General features: G+C 62.0%; 12 protein-coding genes. 9 read left to right on the plus strand and 3 right to left on the minus strand.

The genetic code is table 11. The features are described 5' to 3' along the window. Positions 1-389: 389 nt before the first annotated feature. The 6 genes from topA (at position 390) to rpmG (ending at position 8,131) form a co-directional block, all read left to right on the plus strand. The gene (gene topA / locus BSG19_RS11225; RefSeq protein ID WP_092988453.1) at positions 390-3,101 is read left to right on the plus strand and encodes a type I DNA topoisomerase; all 2,712 of its coding nucleotides are present in this window, start codon (positions 390-392) and stop codon (positions 3,099-3,101) included. A gap of 138 nt (positions 3,102-3,239) precedes the next feature. Beyond that, positions 3,240-5,477, plus strand: a complete 2,238-nt coding sequence (rnr, locus tag BSG19_RS11230) for a ribonuclease R (protein WP_244529236.1) — start codon at positions 3,240-3,242, stop codon at positions 5,475-5,477. Between the two features lie 50 nt (positions 5,478-5,527). Then, positions 5,528-5,965 (plus strand): DUF983 domain-containing protein, encoded by a 438-nt coding sequence (locus BSG19_RS11235; protein WP_092987858.1) that lies wholly within the window; start codon positions 5,528-5,530, stop codon positions 5,963-5,965. Beyond that, positions 5,965-6,681 carry an NUDIX hydrolase gene (locus BSG19_RS26035; RefSeq protein WP_092987860.1) on the plus strand — a complete coding sequence of 239 codons (717 nt, stop codon included), beginning with the start codon at positions 5,965-5,967 and terminating at the stop codon, positions 6,679-6,681. Before BSG19_RS11235 ends, BSG19_RS26035 begins: the two co-directional genes overlap by 1 nt. Positions 6,682-6,690: 9 nt before the next feature. Continuing rightward, a complete protein-coding gene (locus BSG19_RS11245; RefSeq protein ID WP_092987862.1) occupies positions 6,691-7,875 on the plus strand; it encodes an MFS transporter in 1,185 nt (394 codons plus the stop codon). A gap of 88 nt (positions 7,876-7,963) precedes the next feature. Then, positions 7,964-8,131, plus strand: coding sequence for a 50S ribosomal protein L33 (rpmG, locus tag BSG19_RS11250; protein ID WP_062468365.1), 168 nt, complete (start codon positions 7,964-7,966; stop codon positions 8,129-8,131). Positions 8,132-8,675: 544 nt separating this feature from the next. Here the strand turns inward: rpmG and BSG19_RS11255 are convergent. Further along, complete coding sequence (locus tag BSG19_RS11255) at positions 8,676-10,043, minus strand: PleD family two-component system response regulator (protein WP_092987864.1); 1,368 nt, start codon at positions 10,041-10,043, stop codon at positions 8,676-8,678. A gap of 121 nt (positions 10,044-10,164) precedes the next feature. Continuing rightward, positions 10,165-10,536: a response regulator gene (locus tag BSG19_RS11260; RefSeq protein ID WP_062468369.1), complete on the minus strand. Its 372-nt coding sequence runs from the start codon at positions 10,534-10,536 to the stop codon at positions 10,165-10,167. A gap of 159 nt (positions 10,537-10,695) precedes the next feature. Here BSG19_RS11260 and BSG19_RS11265 point away from each other — a divergent pair, with 159 nt between their 5' ends. From BSG19_RS11265 to BSG19_RS11275, 3 genes are all read left to right on the plus strand, one after another. Beyond that, entirely contained in the window at positions 10,696-10,971 is a 276-nt protein-coding gene (locus tag BSG19_RS11265) for a DUF3572 domain-containing protein (protein ID WP_092987866.1), read from the plus strand. After that, positions 10,968-11,633 carry a hypothetical protein gene (locus BSG19_RS11270; protein WP_170865932.1) on the plus strand — a complete coding sequence of 222 codons (666 nt, stop codon included), beginning with the start codon at positions 10,968-10,970 and terminating at the stop codon, positions 11,631-11,633. The genes BSG19_RS11265 and BSG19_RS11270 overlap by 4 nt, the downstream gene beginning before the upstream one ends. A gap of 177 nt (positions 11,634-11,810) precedes the next feature. Further along, positions 11,811-13,037 (plus strand): L,D-transpeptidase family protein, encoded by a 1,227-nt coding sequence (locus BSG19_RS11275; protein ID WP_244529237.1) that lies wholly within the window; start codon positions 11,811-11,813, stop codon positions 13,035-13,037. A gap of 24 nt (positions 13,038-13,061) precedes the next feature. Here the strand turns inward: BSG19_RS11275 and dnaE are convergent, their stop codons facing one another. Next, positions 13,062-16,571, minus strand: coding sequence for a DNA polymerase III subunit alpha (dnaE, locus tag BSG19_RS11280; RefSeq protein ID WP_092987868.1), 3,510 nt, complete (start codon positions 16,569-16,571; stop codon positions 13,062-13,064). Positions 16,572-16,975: the final 404 nt, after the last annotated feature.

Here is a 16,975-nt window from a genome sequence, read left to right on the forward strand (position 1 = left end):
GCCTTCATCCCGAGCACGCAGCCGACAGCCTACGCGGCAACAACCTGTACGGCTATCACCACGGCTTGGCCGTCACTGCACTCTCTCGTCTCCGACAGACGATAACTCAAATATTTCTAATTGCAATAATAAGATTATCCCTCAAAGGTTGCAGCGCGTTGTATTCGGTGTTTTCGGGCCGTCTCATGCGAGGTGGTGCAGGAAGATCGTCAAACGCCTGCAAATGAAGAGGTTGCGAGCCTCTCACCCGTTCATGCAAACTGGCTAATTTCACGGTCGCCACTTGACCGCGACGAAATCCCCCTCCATGTCGGGGCTTCAAAAGTTCCCGGCGTGACGGCTGAGGGAAGTCCGTCACCCCTCTTCTATGGTTGCTGAATCCTATGACCATGAATGTCGTCGTCGTTGAATCGCCGGCCAAAGCAAAGACCATCAACAAGTATCTCGGCCCCGGCTACACGGTTCTGGCCTCGTTCGGTCACGTTCGCGACCTTCCGGCCAAGGACGGCTCGGTGAAGCCGGATGAAGACTTCGCCATGCTGTGGGAGGTGGACAGCGCATCCGCCAAGCGGATGAACGACATCGGCACCGCCTTGAAGAATGCCGACGGCCTTATTCTCGCGACCGACCCGGATCGCGAAGGTGAGGCGATCTCCTGGCATGTGCTGGATCTTCTGCGCAAAAAGAAGCTGATCGGCGACAAGCCGGTGAGCCGCGTCGTCTTCAACGCCATCACCAAGAAGGCCGTGCTCGACGCGATGGCCAATCCGCGCGACATCGACGTGCCCTTGGTGGATGCCTATCTGGCACGCCGCGCCCTCGACTATCTCGTCGGCTTCAACCTGTCGCCCGTCCTGTGGCGCAAGCTGCCAGGCGCCCGTTCGGCCGGCCGCGTCCAGTCCGTCGCGCTGCGCCTCGTCTGCGATCGCGAGTCGGAGATCGAACGGTTCGTCTCCGAAGAATACTGGAACCTCTCCGCCATCCTGAAGACGCCGCGTGGCGACGACTTCGAAGCACGCCTTGTTTCGGCCGACGGCAAGCGCCTCCAGGCGCGCTCGGTCGGCAACGGCGAACAGGCAGGCGACCTCAAGGCCCTGCTCGAAGGCGCGTCCTACGTCGTCGATACGGTTGAGGCGAAGCCGGTCAAGCGGAACCCATCGCCGCCCTTCACCACCTCCACGCTGCAGCAGGCGGCATCCTCCAAGCTTGGCTTCTCCGCGTCGCGCACCATGCAGGTCGCACAGCGCCTCTACGAAGGTCTGGACCTCGGCGGCGAGACGGTCGGTCTCATCACCTATATGCGAACCGACGGCGTGCAGATGGCCGCGGAAGCGATCGATGCCGCCCGCAGCGCCATCGGCGACCAGTTCGGCGCGCGCTACGTGCCGGAAAAGCCGCGCCTCTATTCGACCAAGGCGAAGAACGCGCAGGAAGCGCACGAAGCCGTTCGCCCGACGGACTTCACCCGCACGCCCGACCAGCTGCGCCGCTTCCTCGATGCCGACCAGCTTCGCCTCTACGACCTGATCTGGAAGCGCGGCATCGCCAGCCAGATGGCGTCTGCCGAAATCGAGCGGACGACGGTCGAAATCCTCGCTGAAAACGGAGACCGCAAGGCCGGCCTGCGTGCTGTCGGTTCCGTCATTCGCTTCGACGGTTTCATCGCCGCTTACACGGACCAGAAGGAAGATGGCGAGCAGAGCGATGACGGCGAGGACGAAGGCCGCCTGCCCGAGATCAAGGCGCGCGAAGCCGTGGCCAAGCAGAAGGTCAACGCAAGCCAGCATTTCACCGAGCCGCCACCGCGATATTCCGAAGCAAGCCTGATCAAGCGGATGGAAGAGCTCGGCATCGGCCGTCCCTCGACCTATGCCTCGACGCTCGCAACCCTGCGGGACCGCGAATATGTCGTGATCGACAAGCGCAAACTGATACCGGAAGCCAAGGGCCGCCTGGTCACCGCGTTCCTCGAAAGCTTCTTTCACCGTTATGTCGAGTATGATTTCACGGCCTCGCTCGAGGAGAAGCTCGACCGGATTTCGGCTGGCGAGCTGAACTGGAAGGACGTGCTTCGCGACTTCTGGAAGGACTTCTTCGCGCAGATCGAGGACACCAAGGAGCTGCGCGTCACCAACGTGCTCGACGCCCTGAACGAGGAACTCGCGCCGCTCGTCTTCCCCAAGCGCGAGGACGGCAGTGATCCCCGGATCTGTCAGGTCTGCGGCACCGGCAAGCTGTCGCTGAAACTCGGCAAGTACGGCGCGTTCGTCGGCTGCTCGAATTATCCGGAGTGCAACTTCACGCGGCAGCTGTCGTCCGACGGCGATGCGGAGGCGCAGGCATCCAACGAGCCGCAGGCGCTGGGCAAGGACCCGCATACGGACGAAGAGATCACGCTTCGCAATGGCCGTTTCGGCCCTTACGTCCAGCGCGGCGAGGGCAAGGAAGCCAAACGCTCCAGCCTGCCGAAGGGATGGACACCGGCGAGCATAGACCATGAGAAGGCCCTGGCGCTTCTGTCGCTGCCGCGCGACATCGGCCAGCACCCGGAAACCGGCAAGATGATCTCGTCCGGCCTCGGACGCTATGGCCCGTTCATCCTGCATGACGGGAAATACGCCAATGTCGAGACCATCGAGGACGTGTTCTCGATCGGCCTCAACCGCGCCGTCTCGGTACTGGCGGACAAGGCGTCCAAGGGGCCAGCGGGTCGCGGGGCGGCTGTCGCCGCGCTGAAGGAACTCGGGGAGCATCCCGATGGGGGCGCCATCACCGTTCGCGATGGGCGCTATGGACCCTATGTCAACTGGGGCAAGGTCAATGCGACGCTGCCCAAGGGCAAGGATCCGACATCCGTGACGCTCGAAGAGGCACTGCCGCTTCTGGCAGAACGTGCGGGCAAGGCGAAACCTGTGAAGGCCAAGGCCGTTAAGGCGAAGACTGCAAAGCCTGCCAAGGCTGCGGCCTCAGCGGATGGCGCCGGGAAGGTTGCGAAACCTCGGGCCGCTGCGAAGGTCAAGCCTGCGGCGAAGACGACGGCAAAGACGAAAGCGGCTGCGAAACCCAAGACGGCAGCTGCTGCGAAGGCACAGAAGGGATAGACCGTGAGCAAATCGCCCCGCATCGGCATGAGACGGACCGCAAAACCCTCGGTCCGGCTGGCCCGTGCGGGCACGGCCCTGCCGCCTGCCGATGACACGCCCATCATCCATGGCGCGGTCCCACCGCGCGACGTGCTCATGCGTTTCATTGCTGAGAACCCTGACAAGGCTTCCAAACGTGAAATCTCCCGGGCTTTCGGTCTGAAGGGCGAAGCGCGTATCGAGCTGAAGGCGGCTCTGCGGGATCTCGAAGATGACGGTCTCGTGGAAAAGAAACGCAAGTCGCTTGTGCGTCCGGGCGCCCTGCCCCCGGTGACCGTTCTGGATATCACCACGCGCGACAAGGATGGCGAGCTTGTGGCTCGCCCGGCCGAGTGGCCCGAGGATGCGGGTGTCGCACCGGCCGTCCTGATCCGCCAGTCGAGCGTCGCCAAGGCCAAGGGCAAGATGCCTGTCGGCGGCATCGGCGACCGGGTGCTCGCCAAGATCTTCCCCTCAAAGGAGCCGACAGGTCCGGCCTATACCGGGCGCATCGTGAAGGTGCTCGACCGCCGCCGCAGCGCCAATGCCGCGCTCGGCGTCTTCCGCGAGATGCCGGCCGGCACCGGTCGCATCATGCCGATCGACAAGCGCGGCGAGGAGATGGACGTCGAGGCGAGCGGCGTCGGCGAGGCGAAGGATGGCGATCTGGTCGAGGTCGAAATCGTTCGCTCCGGCCGATTCGGCCTCGCCAAGGCAGAGGTGAAGTCGGTCATCGGCTCCGTCGCATCGGAAAAGGCGATCTCCATGATCGCGATCCACGCGCATGGCATTCCCTACATCTTCCCCGATAGCGTCATTCGCGAAGCGGAAGCCGCCGGTCCGGCCACCATGTCGCATCGGGAAGACTGGCGCGCCTTGCCCCTGATCACCATCGACCCGGCAGACGCCAAGGACCATGACGACGCCGTGCACGCGGAACCCGACACATCGCCGGAGAACGAGGGCGGCGTCATCGTCACCGTCGCGATCGCCGACGTCTCCTGGTATGTGCGCCCGAAATCTGCACTGGATAACGAGGCGCTGAAGCGCGGCAATTCCGTCTACTTCCCGGACCGGGTTGTCCCCATGCTGCCCGAGCGCATCTCGAACGAATTGTGCTCGCTGAAGGAGACCGTGGACCGACCGGCACTGGCCGTTCGCATGCGCTTCACCAGCGAAGGCCGGAAGATCGGGCACACCTTCCATCGAATCATGATGAAGAGTGCTGCCAAGCTCTCCTACCAACAAGCGCAAGCCGCCATCGACGGCGCGCCCGATGACAAGACGGGACCGTTGCTCGAGCCGATCCTCAAGCCGCTATGGCATGCCTATCGCACCCTCACCGTTGGACGGAACCGTCGCCAGCCGCTTGAGCTCAACATGCCCGAGCGTAAGATCCTCCTGAAGCCGGACGGCACCGTCGATCGCGTTTTCGTGCCGGACAGGCTCGATGCGCACAAGCTGATCGAGGAGATGATGATCCAGGCGAACGTGGCTGCGGCCGAGACACTGGAGATCAAGCGTCAGCCGCTCGTCTACCGCGTCCACGATGCACCCTCGCTCGCCAAGCAGGAGACGCTGCGCGAATTTCTGGCCACGCTCGACCTCACGCTGGTCAAGGGCGGCAACATGCGCGCCAACCACTTCAATGGCATTCTTGCGAAGGCCGAGGACCAGCCCTACGAGACCATCGTCAACCAGATGGTGCTCCGCTCGCAGAGCCAGGCCGTCTACAGCCCCGAAAACATCGGCCATTTCGGCCTGAACCTGATGAAGTATGCACACTTCACCTCGCCCATCCGGCGCTACGCCGACCTGATCGTGCATCGCGCGCTGGTTGGCTCGCTCGGGCTCGGCGAAGGCGGCATTACGCCTGCTGAGGAAGGCGCGCTGGAGGACATCGCCGCGGAAATCTCCACCTTCGAGCGACGCGCGATGGCAGCCGAGCGCGATACGATCGACCGGCTCATCGCGCACCATCTGAGCGGCCGCGTGAACGAGGAGTTCGATGGCCGCGTGTCGGGCGTCACAAAGTCAGGCCTGTTCATTTCGCTGCCGCAATATGGCGCTGACGGTTTCGTGCCGATCTCGACGCTCGGGCGCGACTACTTCATCTTTGATGAGGCGCATATGGCGCTGGTCGGCGACAAGACCGGCCTCGGCTATCGCCTTGGGGACGAGGTGCGCGTGAAGCTGGTGGATGCCGTGCCGCTGGCTGGCGCCTTGCGCTTTGAAATGCTGGACGAGGGCCGCAAGATGCCGACAGCCACGCGCTCCTTCCACAAGGCCGGACGCCGGGACAAAGCCGGGGCCCGCAAAGCGCCCGGCACCCGCCCGCCGCGCGGGCGGCGCTGACCCCGATGGCGGACAGTGACGGTACGAGACAGAGCGATGCAGGCCCTGCTATGGAGACGCTGCATCTTGGCGACGCACCGGTCGGTGAGCGTCCGGTCGGGCGCTCCATCCGGCGCGGACTGTTCAACCGCTGTCCCAATTGCGGCCAGGGCCGTATGTTCGGTCGGTTCCTCAAGGTCAAGGATACCTGCTCGGTCTGTGGAGAAGAGCTTCATCATCATCGTGCTGACGATTTTCCGCCGTATATCGTCGTCACGATCGTCGGCCATCTGGTGCTCGGAGGCTTCATGATGACGGAAATGCTGGTAACGCTGTCGAACTGGCAGCACCTCGCCATCTGGGTGCCGATCACGATTGCCGGCTCGATAGCCCTCATGCAGCCGGTCAAGGGCGGCGTCGTCGGGCTGCAATGGGCCTTGCGCATGCATGGCTTCGGCGGGCACGAGGACCGACCGGAAGACGAATTGCCGTCGCAGGACCGCGCCTGATGCGCATCGACAATGCTGCGAGCATCGGCGCATCTAAGGCCGTCATCGCACCGGAGAAGGCTCTGCGCCCGCGCCTTGCCGCCTCCATTCTTCTTCTCGACCGCAGCGGCGGTAGCGTGCGCGTTCTCGTCGGCCGACGCAGCAAGAAGCATGTCTTCATGCCGGACGTCCACGTCTTCCCCGGCGGGCGGCGAGACCCCGGCGATCACCGGATCGCCTTTGCAAGCGACCTCCCGGCCGCTCTGCTCGACCGCCTCGTCGGCATCTATCGCGGGCGCCTGTCGGTTTCCGCCGTACGTGCGCTGGCGCTTGCCGCCATGCGGGAATTGCATGAGGAGACGAGCCTGATTGTGGGACCGCCCTGCAAGCCTCGTTTTCCAGCCGGCCTTCCGTTCCGTCCCCAACTCGACCGCCTGCGCTACGTTGCCCGCGCACTGACGCCGCCCGGGCATGTCAGGCGATTCGACACCCATTTTTTCGCGCTATTCACAGACGAGGTCGACCTCGACCTTTCCGGATTGCAGGACAGCCGGGAGCTTGAGGACCTGCGCTGGGTCCCCGTGAAGGATCCTTCCGAGGTCTCCATCCCCGATATCACCGCGCGTATTCTCGAAGCCTTGCACACGAGGCTTGACGCCGACCCTCTGCTCGGCTTTGACGGCACCGTGCCGTATTTCCACGTCCGGAATGGACGCCCCATCCGCGATCTTCTGTGAGGACACCGAATGTCTCAGACGACCCCTGGCTCGTCTCGGCCGGTTGAGGATATCCATTGGCTGTCGCTGATCGCGGCGCTTGCTGCCGTCACCACGGTCGGCATCGCCATCGGCCTCGGCGTGCCTCTTCTCAGCTTCATCATGGAGCGCCGCGGCGTCTCCTCGACGCTGATCGGCCTCAACTCCACCGTGGCCGGCCTCGCCTCCATGGTCGCAGCCTCGTTCACCACAAGGCTCGCCCACAAATTCGGCGTGGCGCAGGTCATGGTGTTTGCCGTTCTGCTGGCCGCCGCTCCGGCACTGGGCTTTTACTTCGTCGAGAATTTCTGGCTCTGGTTCCCGCTGCGGATCGTCTTTCAAAGCGGCATCACGATTCTCTTCGTGCTCTCCGAGTTCTGGATCAACGCCACGGCACCCTCTCACCGCCGTGGGCTGGTATTCGGTATCTACGGCACGGTCCTGTCGCTCGGCTTTGCCGCCGGGCCCCTGCTCTTCTCCCTGCTTGGCAGCGAAGGCATCCTGCCCTTCGCAGTCGGCGCCGGAATCATTCTGCTCGGTGCGATCCCGATCATCATAGCCCGCAAGGAAAGCCCCGATATCGACGAGATGCCGGAGATGCACTTCCTGCGCTACGTCTACATGGTCCCCATGGCGACGGCCGCCGTCTTCGTGTTCGGCGCGGTCGAATATGGCGGTCTGTCGCTCTTCCCGGTTTACGGCACGCGCGTCGGGTTCTCCGAATCGCAGGCAGCGCTCCTGCTCACCATCATGGGCGTCGGCAATCTCATCTTCCAGATCCCGCTCGGTCTCCTTTCGGACCGCATGAAGGACCGCCGCAAGCTTCTCGTAGCGCTCACCGTCATCGGCTTTGCAGGTGCGCTCAGCCTACCCGCCTTGTCGACCAACTGGTACGCGCTGGCGACGATCCTGCTTCTCTGGGGCGGCATCATCTCCGGCCTCTATACGATCGGCCTCAGCCATCTCGGCTCGCGCCTTCACGGGCCGGAGCTCGCCGCCGCCAATGCGGCCTTCGTCTTCTGCTACGCGCTCGGCACCGTCGCAGGGCCGCAGGTCATCGGTGCTTCGATGGATGTGTTCGGCAATCACGGCTTCGCGTGGTCGATCGCCGGATTCTTCGGGCTTTACATCGTGCTTTCCCTGGTTCGCCTGGTTTATAACCCGAAACAGGGTTGACTTTTCGGGCGCGATTTGTAGTTTCGCGCCAAGCTCGCCGGGACCTTCTTCGAAGTCCGGCTTTGTTATTTAAGAAGGCAGGACGACCATGGCGAAAGCTGCAAAAATCAAGATCAAGCTGCTGTCGACGGCCGACACAGGTTTCTTCTACGTGACCTCGAAGAACAGCCGCACGAAGACAGACAAGTTCAGCATGACGAAGTACGATCCGGTCGTGCGCAAGCACGTCGAGTTCAAGGAAACCAAGATCAAGTAAGATCTTGCTTTCATCGTGTAAAAAGGCGCCGACGACTTCGTCAGGCGCCTTTTTTGCGTCTGCGGGATTCTGCCGTGGTTGCGGCCTCCCGCTGTGCAGCAGCGGAGGTCGGGACAAACGAAAAACGCCGCTCCTGGAACAGAAGCGGCGTTGAAAGGATGCCGGCCGGCACGCAGAGCGGCACGAGGAACCACTGATACGTACCGGCCGACGACCCCACGACCCAGGAGATGCGGCGGACCTGACATCATGGGGTAACTGATCGGCTTGGGAGCTTGACACTTCCCCTGCATAAGAACATCGGCGAGATACAGAAGAAAATCAATGAAATCTTAAAGCTTGGTTCGCTTTGATACAGTCATGGTTAACAAGATCCATGACGTGCAGGCCGATTCGGGAGAAATTGCGGCGTTTTTCCACCACAGGTCGCCGGAATTGCCAACGCGCCGCACAACTGCGTGATGACGCGCTGGCGTAGCATTACATATCCGGATGTCAGTAACGCGACGGTCGTCTGTCTCGCGACCGATTCGCAAACTTTCGCTCAGGCCGCTGCTCCGACAACTTGGTTCCGCCCGTTGCGCTTTGCCTGATACAGCGCGGTATCCGCACGCTTGAGGAAACTGTCCGGCGTTTCACCAGCCGGGTCGAGCACCGCGATCCCCATGGATGCCGTGATCGTCAGTTCCTTGCTATGATCCTGCACCAGGAACGGCGTCGTCTCGACGCTTGCGCGGAGGCGCTCGGCAATGGCGCTTGCCGTAGGCGCATCCGTGTCCGGCATGATCAGCACGAACTCCTCACCGCCGAATCGGCAGGCGAGATCGGCACCGCGAACGGTGCTGCGCAGGCGCCGGGCAAATTCGCGCAGAACCTCGTCTCCCGCGTCATGCCCATGCGTGTCGTTGACGACCTTGAAGCGGTCGATATCCGTGACGCAGATCGACAGGCTGCGGCCGCGCTTCGTGGCGCGCTCGATCATAAGCTTGAGATGGTTGTCGAGATAGCGACGGTTGTGAAGCCCCGTCAGTCCATCCGTGATGGCCAGTTCGATGGTCTGATGGACGCTGAGCCTGAGGCGGTCGTTACACTGCTTGCGACGGATCTGTGTCAGCGACCGCGCGATCAGTTCGTTCGGGTCGATCGGCCGCATGATGTAATCGGTAACGCCGAGGTCGAGGGCGCGCACCACGAGATCTTCAGCGCCCTGCTCGGCCACAAGAAGAATCGGGATGTAGCGTGTGCGCTCCAGCGAGCGAAGCTGCGAGCAGAGCCGCAGCGGGTCGTAGTCGTCGAAATTCGCATTGACGATGACGAGGTCGAATGACTGTTCCGCCGCTTCGAAGAGAGCCGCCTGCGGGTCGCTCATGATCGTGAGGCCGGCAACCGGCTTCAGGGCTCGGGCAATGCGATCCTGAGAGCTGGCACGGGCATCCACGAGGAGGATATTGCCCGGCTCGTCGGGGCGCTCTGCGTTTGAAAGATCCTCGAAGCCGACGCTCTTTGCCGTCTCGGCGCGAAGGCGCAATTCATCGCTCACATTCTTCAGGCGAACGAGGCTCTTTACCCGCGACATCAGCTGCAGATCGTTGACAGGCTTGGTCAGAAAATCGTCCGCGCCGGCCTTCAGGCCTCGCACCCGGTCGGATGGCTGGTCGAGCGCAGTCACCATGACGACGGGAATATGCGCCGTCTTCGGGTTCGCCTTCAGCCGTTCGCAAACTTCGAAACCGTCGATGCCAGGCATCATGATGTCGAGAAGAATGATGTCGACCGGGCGGCTGTCGCATATGGCAAGCGCCTGATAGCCATCGGCGGCCGTGAGGACGTCGAAATACTCCGCGACAAGCCTCGCCTCCAGCAACTTGACGTTTGCCGGGATGTCGTCGACGACGAGAATGCGTGCGGTCATGCGGTCGGTCCTATCCTATCGCCCCTCGTCCCGTTCGGCCCGAACGGGCCGATGCGAGGGGTTACATGATCACTCAAGCGCACCATCATGGCGGCGTCGTTGCGGCAGTCTCAGCTCTCGGTCAACCATCGCCCAGATAGGTCTTGATGGTTTCGATGAATTTCGGCACCGAAATCGGCTTCGAGACGTAGGCCTCGCAGCCTCCTTGCCTGATCCGTTCCTCATCGCCCTTCATGGCGAAGGCCGTGACGGCGATGACGGGAATGACGTGGAGCTCGTCGTCTTCCTTCAGCCACTTGGTGACCTCGAGGCCGGAAACCTCCGGCAACTGGATGTCCATGAGGATGAGGTCAGGCCGGTGCTTGCGCGCGAGGTCGAGCGCCTCCAGTCCATTCCGGGTCTGGATGGTCGTGTAGCCCGATGCCTCGATCAGGTCGCGGAAGAGCTTCATGTTCAGCTCATTGTCCTCTACGATCATTACCTGTTTCGGCATATCAGAACCTTCCCGCGTCTACGGCCGTGGCCGGGGGTCATTTCGCCAGCTGCAAGACGAGCATTCGCGCATGACTGGTGAAGAGTTAGGCCTATTTGGTTGAAAAAGAGGTAATCATGGGTCAGAAAAGCCAACGTGTTTCGGAATAGGGTGAAAACAGTGTCGACAGCCGATGAGACCGCCATTGCCGTGCTCGGCTGGCTTGCAGGCGAGCCCGAGCTTCTAAGCCGCTTTCTGGCACTGACGGGCACCGACCCGACCAGCCTGCGCGGCGCCGTGGGCGACCCCGGTTTCATGGCGGGGCTCCTCGATTTCCTCATGGATCACGAACCGACGCTGCTGCAATTCTGCGAAGCCACGGGAACGAAGCCGGAAACGGTGGCGCGCGCGCATGCTGCGCTCTCGGGCTTCCGCGGCGATACGGGCAGCGCATGACCATCGAGACGATCGATCCAAACACGCCACTCTGCTTCGATCACATCGCGTTGACCGACCGCCCGTTGATCGTCTGCGATATCGATGAGGTGGTCCTCGAATTCGTGACGCCCTTTCAGAACTTTCTGAAATCCGGTGGGCGAGACCTGTTGCCCCGGTCGTTTCGCTTACATGGCAACATCGTGCACATGGAGAGTGGCGAACCCGTGCCGGACGCCATGGTGCCCACGCTGCTGGAGGACTTCTTCCTGTCGCAGGACGATTGGCAGACACCCGCTGAGCAGGTGACCGAAACGCTTGCGGACCTCTCCGGCGAGGCAGACATCGTCTTCCTGACCGCCATGCCACCCCGCCACACGGACGTGCGCCGCAGGCTGCTCGACCGCCACGGGCTCTCGGCCTATCCTTTGCTGGCGACCGAAGCGCCCAAGGGGCCCGTCGTGAAGCGGCTTCACGATGCGCGCGATGTTCCCGTGGCCTTCATCGACGACATTCTGCGCAATCTGGAATCCGTGCGCGAGCATGCGCCCGATTGTCTGCTGATCCGCCTGATGGCCAATGTGGAGTTTCTGGCGATGGCGCCCGTGCCAAGCCAGGGCATCGAGAGCGCCGCGAACTGGAACGACGCCGCGCGGATCATCCGACAGCATTTCCTGCGCTGACGCCTGTTCACGTTCGAGAACAGCGGAACAGACGGACTTTGATTGTCCGGTGATCTCACCATTTGGTGATGGGGATAGCGCTTTTCGTGTGTCTTTTTGCGCCAGACGGCAAAGCTTCCTTAAATGTCTTACCGTAGCCTTCAGCCGGTTCGAATGATCCGGATGGTGTCGATGGTTTTGCGTTCTACTCTCGGTCTCGGGCTCCTGTTGCTCGCTCTCGCCAGCACGGCGACATATGCTGCCGACGGACAGGCACCGCTGCAGGTTGTCGTTTCTAAGGACAAGCAGTCGTTGGTCGTCTACGATGGCGACACGGTTGTTGCGACCTCGAAGGTCTCCTCCGGCAAGCGCGGACATGAGACGCCGACCGGCATCTTCTCCATACTTGAAAAACGCCGCTATCACGAATCCAATATCTATTCGAACGCGCCCATGCCCTTCATGCAGCGGCTGACATGGTCGGGCATCGCGCTTCACGCGTCCAACAGCGTCCCCTCCTATCCGGCCTCACATGGCTGCGTGCGCTTGCCGAATGCCTTTGCGAAGTCGCTTTACAAGATGACCGGACGCGGGCTGCATGTCGTGATCTCCGATCGCCAGATCGCGCCACAGCCGGTCTCCCACAGCTTTCTCTTCCAGCCGTCCGAGCCCGAGCCGCAACTCTTGTCGGATGCTACGCTGCGTCCTGCCATGTCGCAGATACCGAGCGGTAATGTCGAAGTGGCGATGAGCGAGCCAGCCGTCGCGGCACCCGCTGCCCACGCCGAGGACAATCGCGCACCGATTCGCATCCTCATTACCCGCCGGGGCGAGCGCGAACGCAATCTTGATGTCCAGGCGGCGTTGAACAGCCTCGGATATGACGCCGGCGTGCCGGATGGCGCACTGGGCACGCGGTCCACCACCGCCATCCGCGCATTCGAACTTGCGGAAGGCCGTGAGCCGAAAGGTCGCGTGACGCCGGAGCTGGTGGACGCGCTCTTCAAGAAGGCCAACCTGCCGCCGCCCGCCAACGGGCAGCTTCTGGTTCGCCGCGATTTCACGCCACTCTTCGAAGCGCCGGTGACGATCACGGAGCCGGAGATCGCTCTCGGCGCGCATTTCTACCAGTTTCAGGATATCGATGCGACGACGGGCAAGGGCAACTGGTTCTCGCTGTCCCTCGACAACGTCATCCCCAAGGCCATGAAATCGCGGCTGGGGATAACCGTTGATGACGATGCGCTCGCCTATAACGCGGCCACCCGCGTGCTCGACCGTATCCAGATGACGGCAGAGCTCCGCGAACAGGTCGAGGACGTCCTTGCTCCCGGCTCATCCCTTACCATCTCCGATATGGGCCTCGGCCCGGAAACCGGCCGCGGCACGGACTTCGTGACGATCACGCATCCGTCGAAGGGCTGATCTCACACGGGCATACAGCCAGGCTCAAGAGATCAGCTCGACGTCGATCACCCCGGGGGCTGTTTTCAGAGCAGCGGCGATCTCGGCGGAGATCCGATATTTGTCGCCCAGTTCCACCTCGATCTCGCGCTGACCGTTGTCCTTCACGATGATGAACGACACCTGCCCGTCACCCCTCGTGTTCAGATGGGTAGCAACGGAGCGGAGCGGTCCACTGTCGCGGACATAGACACGGAGCGCCTTCTGCATCTGGAACGAGCGCTCCTCCAGCGATTGCAGCGTCTGGATTCGCAGGCCGATCCCTTCCGGACGTTCCTCCGCCTGCACGGTCAGCACGAGTGATTTCCCCGGCTCCAGCAGGTCGCGATATTGCTGCAGCATTTCCGAAAACAGCACGGCCTCGAACTGTCCGGACGAATCCGAGAAGGTGACGATGCCCATCTTGTTGCCGGTGCGGGTCTTGCGCTCCTGCTTGGAGGTGACGGTGCCTGCCAGACGTCCCGCCGTATTGCCCTTCTTCACCGACAGAGCGAAGTCGGCAAAGGTCTGGCACCGGATCTTTGCGAGCAGGTCGTTATAGGTATCCAGCGGATGGGCCGAGAGGTAGAAACCGAGCACCTGGAACTCGCGTTGCAGCTTTTCCGACGCGAGCCATGGCGTAAAATCCGGGAGGCTGATCTTCTCCGGACCTGTCGCGGCTCCAGCGCCGAACATGTCGCTCTGGCCGCTGACTTTGTCGGTGAGCGCGCGTTGCGCGAAACCGAGGATCCGGTCGAGACCGCCGCTGAGTTGCGCCCGGTCGTAGCCGAAGCCGTCAAAGGCGCCGGCGAAGATGAGGCTTTCGAACACGCGGCGGTTCAAGAGCTTCGGGTCGATACGCAGGCAGAAATCCTCAAGGCTCTTGAACGGGGTCTCGCCTCGCACAGCCACGATATGATCGACGGCCGCCTCACCCACGCCCTTGATCGCCGAGAGCGAGTAGAAGATGCGATTGTCACCTGTCTCGAAGCGACGGAACGACGTCTGCACGGAGGGGGGAACCACGGTGATGCCGAGCCGACCGGCATCCTGCCGGAAATCGACCAGCTTTTCCGTGTTCCCCATGTCGAGCGTCATGGACGCTGCGAGGAACTCGACCGGATAGTGCGCCTTGAGATAAGCCGTCTGATAGGAAACGATGGCGTAGGCCGCCGCGTGGCTCTTGTTGAAGCCGTAATTGGCAAATTTCGCGAGCAGATCGAAGATCAAATCGGCCTGAGGCTTCGACACGCCGTTCTTCACGGCGCCATCCACGAAGCGCGCCCGCTGCATGTCCATCTCGGCCTTGATCTTCTTGCCCATGGCACGCCGCAGAAGATCGGCCTCGCCGAGCGAATAGCCGGACAGGACCTGGGCGATCTGCATCACCTGTTCCTGATAGACGATGACGCCCTGCGTCTCCTTCAGCAGATAGTCGATGGTGGGATGGATCGATTCGATCTCTTCCTCGCCATGCTTTCGAGCATTGTAGACGGGGATGTTTTCCATGGGGCCGGGGCGGTAGAGAGCGACAAGCGCGATGATATCCTCGATGCAGTCCGGCCGCATGCCGATCAGCGCCTTGCGCATGCCGGCACTTTCCACCTGGAACACGCCGACCGTATCGCCCTTCGACAGCATCTCGTAGGTCTTGGCGTCGTCCAGCGGCAGCGCTTCAAGAGCGACATGGATGTCGCGCTTCGCGATGAAATCGACCGCCGTCTTCAGCACCGTCAGTGTCTTCAGTCCGAGGAAGTCGAACTTCACGAGGCCGGCCTGCTCGACCCACTTCATGTTGAATTGCGTCACCGGCATATCGGAACGCGGATCGCGATACATGGGTACCAGCTTCGACAGCGGACGGTCGCCGATGACGATGCCTGCAGCGTGGGTGGATGCGTGGCGGTAAAGGCCTTCGATCTTCTGGGCGATATCGAGCAGGCGGCCGATGACCGGTTCCTTGTCGACCTCTTCCTGAAAGCGCGGCTCGTCCTCGATCGCCTTGGCGAGCGTGACGGGGTTGGCCGGGTTGTTCGGCACCATCTTACAGATCTTGTCGACCTGCCCGTAGGGCATTTCCAGCACACGACCGACGTCGCGAAGAGCGGCGCGTGCCTGTAGCGATCCGAACGTGATGATCTGCGCCACCTGCTCGCGGCCATACTTGGCCTGAACGTACCGGATGACCTCTTCGCGCCGGTCCTGGCAAAAATCGATATCGAAGTCGGGCATCGACACGCGTTCCGGATTGAGGAACCGTTCGAAGAGCAGCGAGAAGCGCAAGGGATCGACGTCGGTGATCGTCAGCGCATAGGCGACGAGCGATCCCGCGCCCGAGCCGCGGCCCGGACCGACCGGAATATCCTGCAGCTTCGCCCACTTGATGAAGTCGGCAACGATGAGGAAGTAGCCCGGAAACTTCATCCGTTCGATGACGCCGAGTTCGAAATCCAGCCGCTCGCGATAGTCCGTCTCGCTATAGCCGGGCGACAGGCCGAGCTTCTGCATCCGCTCTTCCAGACCTTCTATGGCCTGACGGCGCAGTTCGAGCGATTCCGCCCGTTCGGCCTCCGCCGGATCGTCGGACACACCGGTGAAGCGCGGCAGGATCGGTGCGCGGGTCTTCAGCACGAAGGTGCATCGCCGCGCGACCTCGATCGTGTTGTCGAGCGCTTCCGGCAGATCGGCGAACAGCTTCGCCATCTCCTGCCGGCTCTTGAGGTAGTGGTCGGGCGTCAGGCGGAAGCGGGTATCGTCAGACACCATCGCGTTATGTGCAACCGCCATCAGCGCGTCATGAGCATCATAGTCGCCAGGCGTGGGGAAGAAGGGTTCGTTGGTCGCCACCAGCGGCAGTTCCAGCCGGTAGGCAAGATCGATCATCCGGTTCTCATGCCGCTTGTCGTAGCGCCCGTGGCGCTGCAACTCGATATAAAGTCGATCATCGAAAAGCTCCATTAGGCAACGCGCCCTCGCCTCGGCAAGCGCTGCATGGCCGGAACGGATGGCGATATCGATCGGCCCGCCGGATGCGCCCGTCAAAGCAATGAGCCCGTCTGTGCCGATCTCCTTCAGCCAGGACAGGCAAATCCGGACACTTTGGTTGCCCTCCCCGCCGAGGTAGGCACGGCTGACGAGGTCCACGAGATTGACGTAGCCGGCATCCGTCGCCGCAATAAGAACGATGGCCGGAAGCTTGGCAAGGTGCTGCGCATGCCCGCGCTTCTCGCCCTCGACCTCATCCTCCATATCGATCGATAACTGGCAGCCGATCAGCGGCTGGATGCCGTCATCCATACATTTCAGTGAAAATTCAAGCGCCGCGAACAGATTGTTCGTGTCGGCGATCCCGATGGCCGGCTGCGCGTCGGCAACGGCCTTGCCAATGATCTTCTTGATCGGCAAAGCGCCTTCGAGAAGCGAGAAAGCCGAATGGGTTCTTAAGTGGACGAACTGCGGCGCAGGCTTGTCACCACTGCCCGTCCCGCCCGCAAAGCTTCCACCTGCATCCGCCATAGGTCACTCCGACTCTTGCATGAGATGAAAGCATACGCTCTTCGGCCATGCGAAGCGACAACGGCGTGGTGTTCTCCCCCGGAACTTCCGGGATTCCAGACCGGCGTTGTCCTAGAGGCCGAGGAGAAGGATAGAGAAGCTGGCAACGAACATGGCGATGGAGGTCAGTGCGGCGAGATCACGAAGGAAGTCGGACATGGCGTGCTCCTTTTGGTTATGTTCATCTTATGTTCTATTTCTGTTCGCGTTTCAAGTTCTGAATCTTATGGATGGTTAACAATTTTCGATGGGATTTTGGAGAGTTTGGGCCAGCGTCCGCTGTGCGAGAGCCGCCCGGGATGTTTGCCTGGGAATGCGGCGTGCGGGTCTCGGTACGCACGCACCGGCGTCGCGCCGGTGCCATG

The organism is Rhizobium sp. NFR03 (assembly GCF_900111275.1).
In the GTDB taxonomy this organism is placed as follows: domain Bacteria; phylum Pseudomonadota; class Alphaproteobacteria; order Rhizobiales; family Rhizobiaceae; genus Ferranicluibacter.

Coding starts and splice junctions, on each gene's coding strand:
- topA (WP_092988453.1), top strand. CDS start 390: ATGAATGTCGTCGTCGTTGAATCGCCGGCCAAAGCAAAGACCATCAAC.
- rnr (WP_244529236.1), top strand. CDS start 3,240: ATGCGTTTCATTGCTGAGAACCCTGACAAGGCTTCCAAACGTGAAATC.
- BSG19_RS11235 (WP_092987858.1), top strand. CDS start 5,528: ATGGAGACGCTGCATCTTGGCGACGCACCGGTCGGTGAGCGTCCGGTC.
- BSG19_RS26035 (WP_092987860.1), top strand. CDS start 5,965: ATGCGCATCGACAATGCTGCGAGCATCGGCGCATCTAAGGCCGTCATC.
- BSG19_RS11245 (WP_092987862.1), top strand. CDS start 6,691: ATGTCTCAGACGACCCCTGGCTCGTCTCGGCCGGTTGAGGATATCCAT.
- rpmG (WP_062468365.1), top strand. CDS start 7,964: ATGGCGAAAGCTGCAAAAATCAAGATCAAGCTGCTGTCGACGGCCGAC.
- BSG19_RS11255 (WP_092987864.1), bottom strand. CDS start 10,043: ATGACCGCACGCATTCTCGTCGTCGACGACATCCCGGCAAACGTCAAG.
- BSG19_RS11260 (WP_062468369.1), bottom strand. CDS start 10,536: ATGCCGAAACAGGTAATGATCGTAGAGGACAATGAGCTGAACATGAAG.
- BSG19_RS11270 (WP_170865932.1), top strand. CDS start 10,968: ATGACCATCGAGACGATCGATCCAAACACGCCACTCTGCTTCGATCAC.
- dnaE (WP_092987868.1), bottom strand. CDS start 16,571: ATGGCGGATGCAGGTGGAAGCTTTGCGGGCGGGACGGGCAGTGGTGAC.